Here is a 17,365-nt window from a genome sequence, read left to right as displayed (position 1 = left end):
GCACCACATCACGGCTCTTGAGCCCGGTGACCCGGTGGTCATCGAGGTAGCCCCCCGGTGGCTCGCTTTCGTGGACCCCGGAGAAGCCGGCCGAGCCGAACAAAGTGACACCCGCCCGCCTCCGCAGGGCGTTCAGGAACCTGCACGCGAAGACCGGCTCACCAGCCGGTGCACCGAAACCGTCCCGACCCGGACCAGGTCGGCCACCAGGAAGGTGTGCATGAAACCGCGTCGAATCGGATGGATGACAAACTGAGCCGGAAGCCTTCCGCCCCGTTTGCGTGTTGTCTCTGTGGCGTATGGGCGGGACGGAGGCGGGTGCGCGAGGATGGGGGTATGTCCAACCGACTCGCGCAGGCCACTTCTCCGTATCTCCTTCAGCACGCGGACAACCCCGTCGACTGGTGGCCGTGGGCGACCGAGGCGTTCGAAGAAGCCCGGCGGCGTGACGTCCCCGTGTTCCTGAGCGTCGGATACAGCGCCTGTCACTGGTGCCATGTCATGGCACACGAGTCCTTCGAGGACGACGACACCGCCGTGTACATGAACGAGCACTTCGTGTCCGTCAAGGTGGACCGTGAGGAGCGGCCCGACGTGGACGCCGTCTACATGGAGGCCGTACAAGCCGCCACTGGGCAGGGCGGGTGGCCCATGTCCGTGTTCATGACGCCGGACGGGGAGCCCTTCTACTTCGGTACCTACTTCCCGCCGGAAGCTCGCCACGGCATGCCGTCCTTCCGGCAGGTGCTTGAAGGTGTACACAACGCCTGGACGAGCCGACGGGACGAGGTGGGAGAAGTCGCGGGGAAGATCACTCAGGACCTTGCCGGGCGGGAGCTGAGCACCGGGGATGCCGGGACACCCACCGAGGAGACCCAGGCCCGCGCACTCCTCCAGTTGACCCGGGACATCGATCCCGCGAGCGGCTGGTTCAAGGGAGACACCAAGTTTCCGCCGTCGATGGTGATCGAGTTCCTGTTGCGCCACCACGTTCGGGCCGGTTCCGTGGCGGCGCTGGAGATGGCGGAAGGGCTGTGCGGTGCGATGGCTCGTTCGAGTCTGTACGACCAAGTGGGAGGCGGGTTCCACCGGTACGTACTCACACCTGGAATTGGTGGGCCTTTGGTGCCACATTTTGAAAAAATGCTCTACGACAACGCTCTGCTGTGCCGTGTCTACGCCCACCTGTGGCGGTCCACCGGTTCCGAGCTCGCGCGCCGGGTCGCGCTGGAGACCGCCGATTTCATGGTCCGCGAACTGCGCACGCCGGAGGGCGGGTTCGCCTCCGCGCTGGATGCCGACAGCGATGACGGCGCCGGACGGCACGTAGAGGGGGCGTACTACGTCTGGACGCCCGCGCAACTGCGGGAGGCGCTCGGTGAGCAGGACGCCGAACTCGCCGTGCGGTACTTCGGGGTGACCGAGGAGGGCACCTTCGAGGAAGGCGCTTCCGTGCTCCAGCTGCCCCAGCAGGACGAGGTGTTCGACGCCGAACGGATCGCCGGCCCCGGCGGGATCAAGGAGCGGCTGCTCGCGGCGCGCGGCGCCCGTCCCGCTCCCGGCCGGGACGACAAGGCCGTCGCCGCCTGGAACGGGCTGGCCATCGCCGCGCTCGCCGAGACCGGTGCCTACTTCGACCGGCCGGATCTGACCGAGGCCGCCGTCGCCGCCGCCGATCTCCTGGTCAGGGTGCACTTCGACGACCACGCCCGGATCGCTCGGACCAGCAAGGACGGCCGGGTCGGCGGCAATGCCGGCGTTCTGGAGGACTACGCCGACGTCGCCGAGGGCTTCCTCGCGCTGGCCTCGGTGACCGGGGAGGGGGTGTGGCTGGAATTCGCCGGGCTGCTGCTCGACCATGTGCTGGTCCGCTTCGCCGACCCCGAGTCGGGCGCCCTGTACGACACGGCGTCCGATGCCGAGCGGCTCATCCGGCGCCCGCAGGACCCGATGGACAACGCCGTTCCGTCCGGCTGGACGGCCGCCGCCGGCGCGCTGCTCGGGTACGCGGCGCAGACCGGTTCCGCGGCGCATCGCACCGCCGCGGAAAGGGCGTTGGGCGTGGTGAAGGCGCTCGGCCCGCGGGTGCCGCGGTTCGTCGGCTGGGGGCTCGCGGTCGCCGAGGCGGCGCTGGACGGGCCGCGGGAGGTCGCGGTGGTCGGCCCGGCGCTCGACGACCCGGCGACGAAATCCTTGCACCGTACGGCACTTCTGGGCACCGCCCCGGGCGCGGTGGTCGCCGTCGGGGTGCCGGAGAGCGACGAGTTCCCGCTGCTGGCCGACCGGCCCCTGGTGGGCGGTGAACCGGCCGCGTACGTCTGCCGCAACTTCACCTGTGACGTGCCGACGACCGATCCCGACCGGTTGAGCGCGGCCCTGGGCGGCTGAGGCGGTGCAGAGGGCAGGCGGCAGCTGGGTTCAACCAGGCTTCCTGGCCGCCGAGTTGTCCGGCAACTGAAGAAATCGGCCACAGGATGGCCGATTCGGACGCAACCGGTCGCTTGAAGCAACGACAGGCAACAGGTTCTTTATCCGAACACCTCCCGGATTTCACAACTCCCCCTTAATGTCTGCACGGTGACGTGACAGGCGTATCGCCGTGTGAGTGATGCGCCGTCACGTGTCGGGGGATATGGGATCTGGGGGGATCTTTTTGCTCACGTCTGTGTTCATCTCTGTCGTTTCGCTGGCCTTGTTCTGGATGGCCGCGTTCACTCTGTGGTGGCAGATGCATGCCTGGCGCACGCCGGAAGTGCTGGCCTCCACCCGCTTCAGCAGTCCGGACGGCGGGGAGCACCGGTCCTTCTCGCTGCTGTTACCCGCCCGGCACGAGCAGGCGGTGCTCGACCACACCATCCAGCGGCTGCTGGAATCGAGCCACACCGACTTCGAGATCATCGTGATCGTCGGCCACGACGACCCGGAGACCGCCGCGGTCGCCGAGGCGGCGGCCGACCGCGACCCACGCGTCCGGGTCGTCGTCGACACGCACGAGAAGAAGAACAAACCGAAGGCCATGAACACGGCGCTGCCGCACTGCCGCGGCGATGTCGTCGGGGTCTTCGACGCCGAGGACCAGGTCCATCCGGAACTGCTCGCCCATGTCGACCACGCCTTCCGCTCCACGGGCGCGGACGTCGTCCAGGGCGGAGTGCAGCTGATCAACTTCCACTCCAGCTGGTACAGCCTGCGCAACTGCCTGGAGTACTTCTTCTGGTTCCGCTCGAGGCTCCATCTGCACGCGCAGAAAGGTTTCATTCCGCTGGGCGGCAACACCGTCTTCGTCCGCACCGACGTGCTGCGGGCGGCGGACGGCTGGGACCCCGACTGCCTCGCCGAGGACTGCGACCTCGGCGTCCGGCTCTCCAGTGTGGGCAAGCGGGTCGTCGTCGCGTACGACTCCGACATGGTGACCCGTGAGGAGACCCCCGGCTCACTGATGTCGCTGCTGAAACAGCGCACGCGGTGGAACCAGGGTTTCCTCCAGGTGTACCGGAAGAAGGACTGGAAGCAACTGCCCACGTTCGGGCAGCGGATGCTGGCCCGCTACACCCTGATGACGCCTTTCCTGCAGGCCTTCACCGGAGTGATCATCCCGCTGAACGTGGCGATCGCGCTGTTCCTCGACGTGCCCGTCGGCATCGCCTTCGTCACCTTCCTGCCGGCCGTCACCGCCCTGGTCACCTTCGTGTTCGAGGTGGTCGGGCTGCACGACTTCGGCAAGCAGTACGGGCTCCGGGTCCGCTTCACGCACTACCTCAAGCTCGTCGTCGGCGGCCCCTTCTACCAGGTACTCCTCGCCGGCGCCGCGATCCGTGCCGTCTGGCGCGAGCAACGCGGTCGCAACGACTGGGAGTTGACCACTCATGTCGGCGCGCACCTCGCTGCGGACGACGTGACCCGAGAGGACGTTCCCGCGTGACCTCCACCCTCCCCGCGGCGAACGCCGCGGAAGCGATGACCGCTGCCCGAAGCCGGACCGCAGGGGCCACCGGGGCTGACGGGACCACCAGGACTGCCGGGGCTGACGGGACCACCAGGACCTCGGAGGCCGCCGGGACCACCGGGACCGCCAAGACCGCCGAGCCGCCCCCGAAGGTCCCCGCCCAGCGCGGCCCCGCGCCCGGGACCGGCCCCACCCGCACCCGCCGGCCGCCGGAACCGCCGAGCCGCCTGCGCTCCTCCCGCTCCGACCTCCTCCTGTGCGGTGTCCTCCTGGTGGCGATCCTCGTCGTCCAGGGCTGGAACATCGGCTCCTATCCGACCCTCAGCGACGACGAGGGCACCTACCTCGCCCAGGCCTGGGCCGTCCAGGAGGGCAGGGGCCTCGCCCACTACACCTACTGGTACGACCACCCGCCCCTCGGCTGGATCCAGCTCGCCGTACTGACCTGGATCCCCGCGATGATCAGCCCCGAGTCGATGACCGTCGGCACCATGCGCGGTGTGATGCTGCTGATCAGCGGTATCAGCGCGGTCCTCGTCTACGTCCTCGGGCGGCGGTTCTCGCTGCCCCGCTGGGCGGCCGGCCTCGGCATGCTCCTGTTCGGGCTGTCACCGCTGTCGGTGGTGCTCCAGCGCGAGATCTTCCTCGACAACCTCGCGGTGATGTGGACGCTGCTCGCGTTCACCCTCGCCGCCTCCCCGAACCGTCACCTCTGGCACCACTTCGGCGCCGGGATCGCCGCCGCCACGGCGGTGCTCACCAAGGAGACGATGCTCGTCGTCCTGCCCGCCCTGTTCGTCACCGCGTGGCTGCACAGCCACCGGGACACCCGCAAGTTCGCGCTGACCGGCGCCGTCACGGCCTGCACACTGATCGGGTTCTCGTATCCGCTGTTCGCGCTGCTCAAGGGCGAGCTGTTCCCGGGCGGCGGGCACGTCTCCCTGTGGGAGGGCGTCCAGTACCAGCTGACCAGACCCGGTTCGGGGTTCATCCTCGACCAGGGCTCCGGCTCGTGGGGCGTCCTGCAGTCCTGGCTGTACTACGACCGGGTACTGCCGTTGGGCGGTCTGGCCGGCGCACTGCTGCTGCTCGCCACCTGGCGCTGGTCGGTCACCGCCCGCGCGCTCGCCGGACCGGCGCTCACCGTGGCGATCCTCGCCGCGCTCGCCCTGCGCCCGAGCGGCTATCTGCCCGCCATGTACGTGATCCAGGCGCTGCCGTTCCTCGCGCTCGTCCTCGCCGGCGGCACCGCGAGCGTCGCCCACGCCGTACTGCGCCGGTGGCGGTCCGGCGCCGAGCACCGGGCCGTCGGGTACGCCCGGTACGCGCTCGCCGCCACCCTGGCGTTCGCCGCCTGCGCCTACGTCGTGCCCCGCTGGTACGACGGTGCCCGCACCGCCGTCACCGCCGACGCCAACGCCCCCTACGAGGCCGCGTCGCACTGGATGGCCACCGAGGTGGCCGACCCGGGCGGCACCCGGGTGCTGGTGGACGACGCGATGTGGCTGGACCTGGTGCACGCCGGGTACCGGCCGGGGCTCGGCGTCATCTGGTTCTACAAGGCGGACCTGGACCCGGCGGTGACGAAGACGATGCCGCGCGGCTGGCGGGACCTCGACTACGTGGTCGCCTCGCCGACCGTACGGCGCGACGCGGTGGACCTGCCCAACGTCAAGGCGGCCATCGAGCATTCGGAGCCGGTCGCCGTGTTCGGCACCGGCGCGGACCGTGTCGAGATCCGTCAGGTCGTCGCCACCGGAGGTACCCGATGAGCCAGGAGTCCACGGCCCCCGGCGAGCTGGAGGCCCCCGCCGCCCCGGCCACCGCGGGCGTGCCGGAGCCCGGCGCGGTCACGATCGTCGTGCCGACGTTCAACGAGTCGGCGAACGTACGGCAGTTGCTGCGGCTGATCACCGAGTCGGTGCCGGCCCGGCTGCCCTGCGAGGTCCTCTTCGTGGACGACTCCACCGACGACACCCCCGACGTCGTCCGCGAGGCGGCCCGCGACTGCCCCTTTCCGGTGACCGTGCTGCACCGGGAGGAGGCGGTGGGCGGCCTCGGCGGTGCCGTCGTGGAGGGCATCGGGGCGGCCTCCTCGGACTGGGTCGTCGTCATGGACGGCGACTGCCAGCACCCGCCCTCCCTGGTGCCGGAGCTGGTGGCGGCGGGGGAGCGGGTGCAGGCCCAACTGGTCGTCGCCTCCCGGTACATCGAGGGAGGCAGCCGCGCCGGTCTGGCCGGAGGGTACCGGGTGGCCGTCTCGCGCGGGGCGACCTGGCTGGCCAAGTCCCTGTTCCCGCGGCGGCTGCACGGCATCAGCGACCCGATGAGCGGCTTCTTCGCCGTCCGCCGCAGCGCCGTCACGGCCGACGTCCTCAAGCCCCTCGGCTACAAGATCCTCCTCGAACTGGCCGTCCGCAGCCGCCCCCGCACGGTCGGCGAGGTGCCGTTCGTCTTCCGGGACCGGTTCGCCGGGGAGTCCAAGTCGACCGCCAGGGAGGGGCTGCGTTTCCTGCGGCACCTCGCCGGGCTGCGCATGGCGTCCTCGCCGGCCCGCATGATCGCCTTCGGACTGATCGGGCTGACCGGTTTCGTGCCCAACCTGCTGGCACTGTGGGCGCTGACCGGGGCGGGCCTGCACTACCTGCCGGCCGAGATCGTCGCCAACCAGTTCGGCGTGGCCTGGAACTTCCTGCTGATCGAGACAGTGCTGTTCCGCGAGCGGCGGTGGCACCGGCACTGGGCCGACCGCACGGCACGGTTCGCGCTGCTGGCCAACGCCGATCTGCTGCTGCGGCTGCCGCTGATCGCCCTGCTGGTCGGCCCGTTCGGGATGTCCGTCCTGCCGGCCACCGCGCTGGCCCTCGTCACCACCTTCGTCCTGCGCTTCGCGGCCACCGAGGCACTGGTGTACCTGCCCCGCAAGAGCCGCCCCGGCCGGAGCCGCCCCGCGAAGGGCCGTACCGCAAGGCGTCGTCCAAAAGAGAACCGCACGGAAGAGAACCGCACGGAAGAGAACCGCACGGAAGAGAACCGCACCGAAGAGAACCGCACCGAAGAGAGCCGTACCGCGAGGAGTACCGCATGAGATCGAGAACGATCCGTACGAGAACACCTGCGAGACCCGGACGCCGTACCGCGCTGCTGGCCGTCGGCGCCCTGACCACCGGTCTTCTCCTCACCGCCCCGCAGTCCGCCTCGGCCGCCAACCTGATCACGAACCCCGGGTTCGAGACCGCAGGCGCGGGCGACATGCCGTACTGCTGGGAGAAGTCCGGCTGGGGCGACAACGACTTCTCCTTCACCACCACCTCCGACGCCCACTCCGGCGACAGGGCGATGAAGGTCGAGCTGACCCGCCGCATCGAGGGCGACCGCAAGGCGTTGATCACCGAGTCCGCCGCGTGCGCGCCGGTCGTGACGCCGGGCAAGCAGTACGACCTGGGCCTCTGGTACAAGTCGACGACCCCGGACGCGTCCCTCACTCTGTTCCGGCACGACGAGACGGCGGGCTGGCAGTACTGGACGGATCTGAAGACGCTGGACATGCGGCCCGCCGCCTGGACCGAGGCCACCGTCCGCACCCCGGAGGTCCCGGCCGGCACCGACCGCATCTCCTGGGGCGTCTCCGTCTACGGCACCGGTGCGGCCACCACCGACGACTACACGATGGAGCAGGTCACCGAGCCGGTCCCGGAGCCGGGCTGCACCGGCACGGCCCGGGAGTGCGCCGACGGCCTGTGGGAGGTGCTGCCCACGCAGAACCCGGTCCGCTCGATGCACTCCGTGGTGCTGCACAACGGCAAGGTGCTGCTGATCGCGGGATCCGGCAACAGCGAGGAGCTGTTCGAGGCCGGCACCTTCACCAGCGCCGTCTACGACCCCGAGGACGGCACGTACGAGGTCGTCCCCACACCGGACGACATGTTCTGCGCCGGGCATGTGCAGCTCCAGGACGGCCGGGTGCTGGTGATGAGCGGCAACAAGGGCTACCCGTCCGCCGACGGCACGATCGGCTACCAGGGCTACAAGGACTCGTACGTCTTCGACCCGGAGACCGAGACCTACAGCAGGACCAACGACATGAACGACGGCCACTGGTACCCGTCGGCGACGATCCTCGGCAGCGGTGACGTGATCAGCTTCGGCGGTCTGCGCGAGGACTCCACCGGTTCGGTCACCGCCGACCTGTGGTCCGACGCCGAGCAGCGGTGGCTGCCGATGAACCGGGTCAACCAGACCTGGTCGTACTGGGGCCTGTACCCGTCGATGATCCTGATGCAGGACGGGCGCCTGTTCTACTCGGGCAGCCATGTCTTCGGCAACAACATCCCGGGCACCGGCTCCGCGATCTACGACTACGACGCCAACACGGTCACCGAGGTTCCGGGCCTGCGGAACAAGGACGAGCGGGACCAGTCGGCGAGCGTGCTGCTGCCCCCGGCGCAGGACCAGAAGGTGCTCACCCTGGGCGGCGGCAACATCGACTCCAACCCGGACGCGAACCGGCTGACCGACATCATCGACCTCAAGGAGGCGAACCCCTCCTACGTCGCCGGGCCGCCGATCCCGCAGGGCACCGTCGACCACGGTGACGGCCCGGTGCCGCAGACCGGCGACCAGGGCAAGATGTACGTCTCCGCGGTCCTGCTGCCCGACGGCAAGGTGCTGGAGACCGGCGGCGCGCTGCACAACCGGGCCGACCCGGTCTTCGAGACGTCGATCTTCGACCCGGCGTCGGAGACCTTCGACCCGGTGGCCGTCGATCCGGAGGCGCGCGGCTACCACTCCTCGGCGTTCCTGCTGCCCGACGGCCGGGTCATGACCACGGGCGACAATCCGGGCAACGGCAGCTGGAACCACAACGTGTCGGTCTACAGCCCGCCCTACCTGTTCAAGGGCGGGCGGCCGGTGATCACCTCGCTGATCGACGGCGAGTGGACCTACGGCGACACCCAGCGGATCACCGTCGACCGGCCCATCGCCAAGGCCGAGTTGATCCGCCCGGCGGCCGTCACCCATTCCTCCGACCCCAACCAGCGGTTCGTCGACCTGCCCCTGTCCGTCGACGGGAACGACGGGACCACCGTCGACCTGAATGTGACGAGCAATCCCGACCTGGCGCCGCCCGGCTGGTACATGCTGTTCGCGGTGGACGCCAACGGCGTGCCCTCGGTCGCCGAGTGGGTGCATCTGCAGGGACCGGCGGCGCTGACCGCCAAGGACGCCGGCGCCCATGTGCACGACTTCGCCGAGGCTCCGGAGGGCAAGGTCACCGGGCCCGGGAGGAAGCGCGCCGCGGAGCCGCTCCCGCCGACCGTCTCGGGCTGCGACCGGCACTACGGTTCGGCCAACGTCTGCGTACCGACCGCCTTCCCGGCCGAGGTCGGGGCGACGGCCGCCGCCCGCTGCGCCTGGCTGAAGCAGAACGAGTACGGCACGCTCGAGCTCAACGGCAAGGACGACCCGCTGCGGCTGGACAGGAACCGCGACGGCGTCGCCTGCGGCAAGGGCGACGTCCGGCGAGGCTGAGCACGGGCCGCGCGGCGGAAGACCGGCCGGCCGGGTCGCTCAGTCCCCCTGGGCGACTTGGCTCAGCGCGCGTTCCACGATCGCCTCCAGCTGGTCGTGGTGCGCGCCCCGCCAGTAGGCGCGGCCGCAGTCGGCGCACTGGGCGAACACGTCGTACGAGCGGTGCGTGCCGCTCTTCAGCTGGTCGGCGACCTCGTCCTTGGTGGCGGCGCGGAGCAGGCCGTTGCAGGCGGTGCAGCGGGTCCAGGGGCGCAGCTCGGGCCGGAACCGGTCCAGGACGTACGGGAGCTGCTCGTCGGGCCCGGTGCTGTAGACGAACGCGCCGGCCCACAGTTCCCGGCGGCGCAGCAGCCCGCGGTCGCGGCTGAGCATCACCCGCTTCTCGGCCGCCGACCGGGCGGCCAGGGCGGGGTCGCCGATGTCCGCCGACTCGTACGCCGTGTCCACGCCCAGCAGCCGCAACCGGCGGGCCAGGGTGCCGAGGTGGACGTCGAGGAGGAAGCGGAGCGGGGCGCCGGGTACGTGCTGGGGGTGGGCGACGGGGCGGACGGCGACCGACTCGCCCGCGGCCGGGAGGTGCGAGACGGGTACCTCGCGGCCGTCCACGAGCAGTGCGCCGACCTCGGTCAGCGGAACGCCGAGGGACTCGACGACGTGACCGAGGCTGGAGACGCCGTCGGCCGGGGCCACCGCGCCGCCGGTGGTGCGTGCCCGGGGGACGAAGACGAGCAGGTCGGGGGCGAACTCGACGTGGATCTCGGGACCGTTCACCGGATCAGGATGTCATGTGCGCGGTCCGTGGTTCCGGGATTTCAGGGCGCCCCGGTCCGGTGGTCCGGGGCGCCCCACGGCTCATCCGTGCTGGGAGGCCACCAGGAAGATGCCCACGTAGTGGGCGATGAAGGCGGCCAGGGTGAGGGAGTGGAAGACCTCGTGGAAACCGAACCAGCGCGGTGACGGGTTGGGCTTCTTGAGGCCGTAGATCACCCCGCCCGCGCTGTAGAGCAACCCACCCACGATCACCAGGACCAGGACGGCGATGCCGCCGGTACGCATGAAGTCGGGGAGGTAGAAGACGGCGGCCCAGCCCATCGCGATGTAGCAGGGGGTGTAGAGCCAGCGCGGGGCTCCCACCCAGAACACGCGGAAGGCGATCCCGGCGAGGGCGGCCGCCCAGATGCCCCACAGCAGCCATTGGCCCTTGGCGTCCGGCAGGAGCAGCAGGGTGAGCGGCGTGTAGGTGCCGGCGATGATCAGGAAGATGTTGGCGTGATCGAGGCGGCGGAGCACTCCGTCCATGCGCGGACTCCAGTCGCCCCGGTGGTACAGGGCGCTCACGCCGAACAACAGGCAGGCCGTCAGCGCGAAGACCGCGCAGGCGACACGGCCCCGGGTCGAGTCGGCGAGGGCGACGAGCACCAGTCCGGCGACCAGGGCGGCGGGGAACATGCCCAGGTGCAGCCAGCCGCGGAGCTTGGGTTTGACCGGATGGGGGAGCGAGATCGGGACCGGGCCGCGGCCTTCGGCCGGCTGTCCTGTGGGTGCGTCAGGCGCGTCGGGGGCGTCGGGAGCGAACGCTGTCATAACCGCCATCGTACCTACGGAACCGTAAGTTACGGGTCGGTGCACCGGGATCGATCTTGCCGGAGTGGTCATCCTCTCACGTGACGTACTCGCGAGTACGCCCCATGGCGTATCCCGGGTCGGCGGGGAGGTCGTGCAGGGGAGTCGCACGCGGAGGCCGCCCGGCGAGGCCGTTCGGGGAAGCCGAGGGGGAGGTCGAGAGGGGAGGTCGAGAGGGGGCGTCCCCGGGTGGCCGGGAAGGGGGTCGGGGCGAGGCGGTAAAGGGATGGTCGGGTGAACGCAACGTGCCCGTAAAGAAACCCAGCGTGCGTGCCCGCTTTCCCGGGAAATCGTGGCCAGCGTCACTCTGCTCACATGTGAGACCCCCTGGACAGATGGGCACTCGCATCAGAGGATCAAATGAGTGCGGTCGGCACCGGATGAGCGCCCAAGATCCCACCGTGAAGCATCCGGGCCGCAGCCCCCACGGGGCCCTCCAGTCAAAGAACCCTCACTTAGGAGCAATCGTGGCGCGCGACATCGTGGCTCCCAGCGTCCCCACCACCCACCAGGGACTCATCTCCTGGGTCAACGAGATCGCCGAGCTGACCCAGCCGGACCACGTGGTCTGGTGCGACGGCTCCGAGGCCGAGTACCAGCGGCTGAGTGAAGAGCTGGTCGACAAGGGCACGTTCCGCAAACTCGACCCGATCAAGCGCCCCAACTCCTACTACGCGGCCTCCGACCCCAGTGACGTCGCCCGCGTCGAGGACCGCACCTTCATCTGCTCCGAGAAGGAGGAGGACGCCGGGCCCACCAACCACTGGAAGGCCCCCGGCGAGATGCGGGAGATCTTCACCGGTGAGAAGGGCGTCTTCCGCGGCTCCATGAAGGGCCGCACCATGTACGTCGTGCCCTTCTGCATGGGCCCCCTCGGCTCGCCGCTCTCCGCGATCGGTGTCGAGATCACCGACTCCGCGTACGTCGCCGTCTCCATGCGCACCATGACCCGCATGGGCCAGGACGTCTTGGACGAACTCGGCGACGACGGCTTCTTCGTCAAGGCCGTGCACTCCGTCGGCGCCCCCCTGGAGCCCGGCCAGGAGGACGTGCCCTGGCCCTGCAACCGGACCAAGTACATCTCGCACTTCCCCGAGGACCGCGAGATCTGGTCCTACGGCTCCGGCTACGGCGGCAACGCCCTGCTCGGCAAGAAGTGCTACGCCCTGCGCATCGCCTCCGTCATGGCCCGCGACGAGGGCTGGCTCGCCGAACACATGCTGATCCTCAAACTCACCCCGCCCACCGGGGAGTCCAAGTACGTCGCCGCGGCCTTCCCGAGCGCCTGCGGCAAGACCAACCTCGCCATGCTGGAGCCCACGATCTCCGGCTGGACCGTCGAGACGATCGGTGACGACATCGCCTGGATGCGGTTCGGCGAGGACGGCCGCCTCTACGCGATCAACCCCGAGGCCGGCTTCTTCGGCGTCGCGCCCGGCACCGGCGAACACACCAACGCCAACGCGATGAAGACCCTGTGGGGCAACTCGATCTTCACCAACGTCGCCCTCACCGACGACGGCGACGTGTGGTGGGAGGGCATGACCGAGGAGATCCCGGCCCACCTGACCGACTGGAAGGGCAACGACTGGACGCCCGAGTCGGGCACGCCCGCCGCCCACCCCAACGCCCGCTTCACCACGCCCGCCGCCCAGTGCCCGATCATCGCGCCCGAGTGGGAGGACCCCAAGGGCGTGCCGATCTCCGCGATCCTCTTCGGCGGGCGCCGCGCCACCGCCGTACCGCTGGTCACCGAGTCCTTCGACTGGAACCACGGCGTCTTCCTCGGGGCGAACGTGGCCTCCGAGAAGACCGCCGCCGCCGAGGGCAAGGTCGGCGAGCTGCGCCGCGACCCGTTCGCCATGCTGCCGTTCTGCGGCTACAACATGGGCGACTACATGGGCCACTGGATCGACGTGGCGAAGGACAAGGACCAGTCCAAACTGCCGAAGATCTACTACGTCAACTGGTTCCGCAAGAACGGCGAGGGAACGTTCGTCTGGCCCGGCTTCGGTGAGAACAGCCGCGTCCTGAAGTGGATCGTGGAGCGCCTGGCGGGCAAGGCGGACGGCGTCGAGACCCCGATCGGCGTCCTGCCGACCAAGGAGTCCCTCGACACGGACGGTCTCGAACTGGCCGACGCGGACCTGGACTTCCTGCTCAGCGTCGACAAGGAGGTGTGGCGCGAGGAGGCCGCCCTGGTCCCCGATCACCTCAACACCTTCGGCGACCACACGCCCACCGAGCTGTGGGACGAGTACCGCGCCCTGGTGCAGCGCCTGGGCTGATCACGCCCGCTTCCCCGAGCAGGGGAACCAAGACGCCGCGGCCGGCTCCGATCGCGCCCTGACCAGCACCATCGTCACGGCCGGCCGCGGTGAACGCACCACAGACCGGCGAGGCCCCGCACAATGGCGTGGGGGGCCCTGGGCCTGTCGTCACCCTCCCGTCCGCCCCGACGGGAACGGGCGGCGACGGGCCTTCGCCCTTTCCCGGACCGCTCACCGGTCCTCGGCCGCTTCGACCGGTCCTCGGCCCCTTCGACCGGCCCTCCAGGCACTGCGAGAGCGTCCGCCTCCGCTGTTCCTCCTCCTTGCCCACGCTCTCGACCAGTTGCCGTGCCTCCTCGTGGAGCAGCCCGAGCCGGCGCTCGAGACGTCACTCCGGAGGTTCCCGGCCCGGTGTAAGCCGCGCCCACCAGCGGGTCCGTAGGAACGAGTCGACGGCTTCCGGGGTGTCCTGCCGCACCGCCCGGGGCAGGGAGTGGACAGCCTCCGGGGCCTGGGCGAGGATCTCGGGCGTCCGGTCGGGGGCGAGCGGCGCCCGCAGCAGCCCGGCAGGCTCGCCGAGCCGCGCGGACGGGTCCGGGAAGTCCGGTGGGCCCGGCCGCTCCGGCGGGGCGAGCAGGGGGTCGGCGGGCGGCGCCGCCCGGCGGGCGAACGCCTCACCGCACTGGGGCGGTGTCCCGTCATGGGCCAGGTGCCGCGGGTCCCCCTCTGCTGTGGCACCGGGCGGCGGCGGCATGGATCCCGTCGCATGACACCATGTCAAGGGCCGTGCTTGGTCCATCAGTTTGACCATCGCGTGCTTGTTCTTATCGGTCTGTCCTGGTCAGGGCGGCCTGCCCGGCGCACGCTGTCGCGCAGTTCCGCATCGTCAAGAGGAAGGTCTGCCGTGAGTCGGCCAGCACCCCGTCGGCGTCGGCGAACCTCGTCCGTTGCTCCGAACCGCAGACGCCTCCCCCGTTCCCGAACAGGCACCGGTGGACGGCGTGCGGGACGGGGGTGGGTGACAGGTCTGTTCATCTGTGCCGTGCTGGGCGGGGGCGTCGCCTTCACACAGTGGCCGGCGGATCGCTCCGGGGCGGCGGCGGCCGACGACACGGCGGACATCACCGCTCCGCCGACGGCCGAGCCGGGTGGAGCCGGCGGAACGTCGCCGGGCAGCAGTGCCGGTCCGTCCGGCACGAGCAGTCCGCCCCCGGAGGCCGAGGGGTCCCCGTCGCCGTCCTCGCCGGCCTCGGACGACGACCGGGTCATCGCCGTCCCCGCCGTCGGCCCCGGTACGTTCACGACGGCCCGCACCGACGGGGCGACCGTCGGCAGCGGCAGCCGGGTAGTGCGCTACAAGGTGATGGTCGAGGACGGCATCGACATCCCGGCGGCCGCGGCCGCGGCCGAGGTCTCAGCCGTCCTGGCCGACGAGCGGGGCTGGACCCGCGGCGGTACGCACGCCTTCCAGCTGGTGAGTTCGGGGACGTACGACCTCGCGGTGAAGATCGCGACGCCGGGCACGGTGGACCGGATCTGCGGCGAGGCCGGCCTGCTGACCAGGGGTGAGGTGAACTGCCGGGTCGGGGAAAACGTTGTCGTGAACCTCAAGCGGTGGGTGCGGGGTTCGCCGGAGTTCGACGGGCCGATCGGCGACTACCGGGCGCTGATCGTCAACCACGAGGTCGGCCACGGCATCGGCCGGGGCCACGAGACCTGCCCCGGGCCGGGCAAGCCCGCCCCGGCGATGATGCAGCAGATCAAGGGCCTGCAGGGCTGCGTCGCCAACGCCTGGCCCTACGACCGTTCCGGTGACTATCTCGGCGGCCCTTCGGTCCCGTGACCGGAGACCGTTTCACCCCGGACATGATCTGCCCCGTGCTCAGGAACAAGCCCGCACAGCCGATCATCCGGGCCGAGGCGGAAGGCAGGCGCACCGATATCGCCGCTCGGCCCCGCACGGTGGGCTGTGAGGGTGATCCCCGCGGGTGGCCTCTGCGGGGAAACGGTGACGGGGCACCCCGGGTGGCGTGCCCGGAATGCCCCGTCGACTGTGTGCGCGGTGCGTGGCGCCCGGTCCGCGTGTCCTGTGGATGCGCGCGGACCGGGGCCGTCGGGGGAGCCCCGGGGGGCGGGGCTCAGCGGGACGCGAGTTCGCGTGACTCGAGGGCCGTGGTGTGTGCGTCCATCCGCTCGGCGGCCAGGATCGCGGCCACCGTGTCGGCGCGGGACGCGGCGACGACCAGGGCGCGGCCCGCGAGGGCGTGCGCCTGACGGTGCAGGGCGGTGACGCAGGGCGCGCTCCCGCTCGTGGTCGCCGGCGCACGGGCCGGCTCACGTCCTCCCCGTAGGCGGGTCACCTGCTCGGCGAGCCGCTCGGCCGCCGTGTCCAGATCGGCCGAGGGGGCCGCGAGGCGCAGCTCGTCGGTGACGGCGAGCAGTGCGGCGAGATGGCCCGCGAGCTGGATGTCCAGTTCCGCCTCGCGGGAGCGGCCGGGGAAGTCGTCGGGAGCGCCGGCCATCGTGCGGTGGACCGACTTGGTGCGGATCGGTTCGTACATGGATGGCCTCCAGAATACTGTCAGGAAGCCATCCTAGCTTAGAATTCGTCTAAAGTTGACCGAATGACAGAACCGGACGAGTTGAACACGCAGCGTCAGGGCTGGTGATAGCCGTCCAGGAAGCGGGCGATCCGGCCCACCGCGTCCCGCAGGGCGTCGGCCGACGGCAGGGTCACCACCCGGAAGTGGTCGGGCTCGGACCAGTTGAAGCCCGTGCCGTGCACGACCATGATCTTCTCTCTGCGCAGCAGGTCGAGGACCATCTGCCGGTCGTCCTTGATCTTGAAGACCTTGGGGTCGAGGCGCGGGAAGAGGTACAGCGCCCCCTTCGGCTTCACGCAGGTCACGCCCGGGATCTGGGTGAGCAGCTCGTATGCCGTGTCCCGCTGCTCGCGCAGCCGGCCGCCCGGCAGTACCAGGTCGTTGATCGTCTGACGTCCGCTGAGCGCGGCGACCACGCCGTGCTGGCCCGGCATGTTCGCGCACAGGCGCATGTTCGCCAGGATCGTCAGGCCCTCGATGTAGGAGTCGGCGTGCGCGCGGGGCCCGGAGATAGCCATCCAGCCCACCCGGTATCCGGCCACCCGGTACGCCTTCGACATGCCGTTGAAGGTGAGGGTGAGCAGGTCGGGTGCGATCGCGGCGGTGGGGGTGTGCGTGGCGTCGTCGTAGAGGATCTTGTCGTAGATCTCGTCCGAGCAGACCAGCAGGTTGTGCCGGCGGGCGATGTCGGTCAGGCTCCTGACCATCGCCTCGTCGTAGACCGCGCCGGTCGGGTTGTTCGGGTTGATGATGACGATCGCCTTGGTGCGGTCGGTGACCTTGCTCTCGATGTCGGCGAGGTCCGGCATCCAGTCGGACTGCTCGTCGCAGCGGTAGTGCACCGCCGTACCGCCGGACAGGGCGACGGCCGCCGTCCACAGCGGATAGTCCGGGGAGGGGACCAGTACCTCGTCCCCGTCGTCGAGCAGCGCCTGCATCGCCATCACGATCAGCTCGGAGACGCCGTTGCCGATGTAGACGTGCTCGACGTCGGTCTCGATGCCGAGGGTCTGGTTGTGCATCACGACCGCCCGGCGCGCGGCCAGCAGCCCCTTCGCGTCGCCGTAGCCGTGCGCCGACGACACGTTGCGGAGGACGTCCTCCAGGATCTCGGGCGGGCACTCGAACCCGAACGCGGCCGGATTGCCGGTATTGAGCTTGACGATGCGGTGCCCGGCCGCCTCCAGCCGCATCGCCTCCTCGAGCACCGGGCCCCGGATCTCGTAACAGACGTTGGCGAGCTTGGTCGACTGGATCACCTGCATGAGGGGAGCTTACGGCCAGGTAGTGCCGTTCGGGCCGTGTTCTCCACCACGTGAGACGTGTCGGTTCGGGTGATATGCCCGGCTGCCCGCCCTGGGCGGCGGCGGCCCCGGGTGCCGCCGTCGGCC

At 70.4% G+C, this 17,365-nt stretch carries 12 protein-coding genes; 7 read left to right on the top strand and 5 right to left on the bottom strand.

The window, feature by feature from the left end; genetic code table 11:
* Window positions 1–336 precede the first annotated feature (336 nt).
* The 5 genes from ACFYQA_RS21945 to ACFYQA_RS21925 all read left to right on the top strand — a co-directional run bounded on the left by ACFYQA_RS21945 (window position 337) and on the right by ACFYQA_RS21925 (window position 9,478).
* On the top strand, window positions 337–2,388 hold the full coding sequence (locus ACFYQA_RS21945) for a thioredoxin domain-containing protein (RefSeq protein WP_388920272.1): 2,052 nt from the start codon (window positions 337–339) through the stop codon (window positions 2,386–2,388).
* 265 nt (window positions 2,389–2,653) lie between these two features.
* Window positions 2,654–3,922: a glycosyltransferase gene (locus tag ACFYQA_RS21940; protein ID WP_388920269.1), complete on the top strand. Its 1,269-nt coding sequence runs from the start codon at window positions 2,654–2,656 to the stop codon at window positions 3,920–3,922.
* 35 nt (window positions 3,923–3,957) lie between these two features.
* Window positions 3,958–5,718, top strand: coding sequence for a glycosyltransferase family 39 protein (locus ACFYQA_RS21935; protein ID WP_388920362.1), 1,761 nt, complete (start codon window positions 3,958–3,960; stop codon window positions 5,716–5,718).
* Window positions 5,715–7,034 carry a glycosyltransferase gene (locus ACFYQA_RS21930; RefSeq protein ID WP_388920266.1) on the top strand — a complete coding sequence of 440 codons (1,320 nt, stop codon included), beginning with the start codon at window positions 5,715–5,717 and terminating at the stop codon, window positions 7,032–7,034. The genes ACFYQA_RS21935 and ACFYQA_RS21930 overlap by 4 nt, the downstream gene beginning before the upstream one ends.
* Complete coding sequence (locus ACFYQA_RS21925) at window positions 7,031–9,478, top strand: galactose oxidase-like domain-containing protein (protein ID WP_388920263.1); 2,448 nt, start codon at window positions 7,031–7,033, stop codon at window positions 9,476–9,478. Before ACFYQA_RS21930 ends, ACFYQA_RS21925 begins: the two co-directional genes overlap by 4 nt.
* Before the next feature lie 39 nt (window positions 9,479–9,517).
* Here ACFYQA_RS21925 and ACFYQA_RS21920 read toward each other — a convergent pair whose 3' ends face one another.
* Together ACFYQA_RS21920 and ACFYQA_RS21915 are read right to left on the bottom strand one after the other, a co-directional pair.
* On the bottom strand, window positions 9,518–10,249 hold the full coding sequence (locus ACFYQA_RS21920) for a Mut7-C RNAse domain-containing protein (RefSeq protein ID WP_388920260.1): 732 nt from the start codon (window positions 10,247–10,249) through the stop codon (window positions 9,518–9,520).
* An 81-nt stretch (window positions 10,250–10,330) separates the two neighbouring features.
* On the bottom strand, window positions 10,331–11,062 hold the full coding sequence (locus tag ACFYQA_RS21915; RefSeq protein ID WP_386395686.1) for a hemolysin III family protein: 732 nt from the start codon (window positions 11,060–11,062) through the stop codon (window positions 10,331–10,333).
* Window positions 11,063–11,568: 506 nt separating this feature from the next.
* Here ACFYQA_RS21915 and ACFYQA_RS21910 point away from each other — a divergent pair.
* Window positions 11,569–13,389 (top strand): phosphoenolpyruvate carboxykinase (GTP), encoded by a 1,821-nt coding sequence (locus ACFYQA_RS21910; RefSeq protein WP_388920256.1) that lies wholly within the window; start codon window positions 11,569–11,571, stop codon window positions 13,387–13,389.
* A 370-nt stretch (window positions 13,390–13,759) separates the two neighbouring features.
* On the opposite strand, the gene ACFYQA_RS21905 is transcribed toward ACFYQA_RS21910, so the two are convergent.
* Window positions 13,760–14,125 carry a hypothetical protein gene (locus ACFYQA_RS21905; RefSeq protein ID WP_388920253.1) on the bottom strand — a complete coding sequence of 122 codons (366 nt, stop codon included), beginning with the start codon at window positions 14,123–14,125 and terminating at the stop codon, window positions 13,760–13,762.
* 264 nt (window positions 14,126–14,389) lie between these two features.
* Between ACFYQA_RS21905 and ACFYQA_RS21900 the strand changes: the two genes are divergently transcribed.
* On the top strand, window positions 14,390–15,214 hold the full coding sequence (locus ACFYQA_RS21900) for a DUF3152 domain-containing protein (RefSeq protein WP_388920250.1): 825 nt from the start codon (window positions 14,390–14,392) through the stop codon (window positions 15,212–15,214).
* Window positions 15,215–15,509: 295 nt separating this feature from the next.
* Here ACFYQA_RS21900 and ACFYQA_RS21895 read toward each other — a convergent pair whose 3' ends face one another.
* Both ACFYQA_RS21895 and ACFYQA_RS21890 read right to left on the bottom strand, forming a co-directional pair.
* A complete protein-coding gene (locus tag ACFYQA_RS21895; protein ID WP_388920247.1) occupies window positions 15,510–15,932 on the bottom strand; it encodes a hypothetical protein in 423 nt (140 codons plus the stop codon).
* 95 nt (window positions 15,933–16,027) lie between these two features.
* Window positions 16,028–17,239: a pyridoxal phosphate-dependent aminotransferase gene (locus ACFYQA_RS21890; RefSeq protein ID WP_386395693.1), complete on the bottom strand. Its 1,212-nt coding sequence runs from the start codon at window positions 17,237–17,239 to the stop codon at window positions 16,028–16,030.
* Window positions 17,240–17,365: the final 126 nt, after the last annotated feature.

The sequence above is a fragment of the Streptomyces sp. NPDC005774 genome (assembly GCF_042871645.1).
Taxonomy (GTDB): Bacteria; Actinomycetota; Actinomycetes; order Streptomycetales; family Streptomycetaceae; genus Streptomyces; species Streptomyces pratens.
This window is presented reverse-complemented; position numbering and strand designations above follow the sequence as displayed.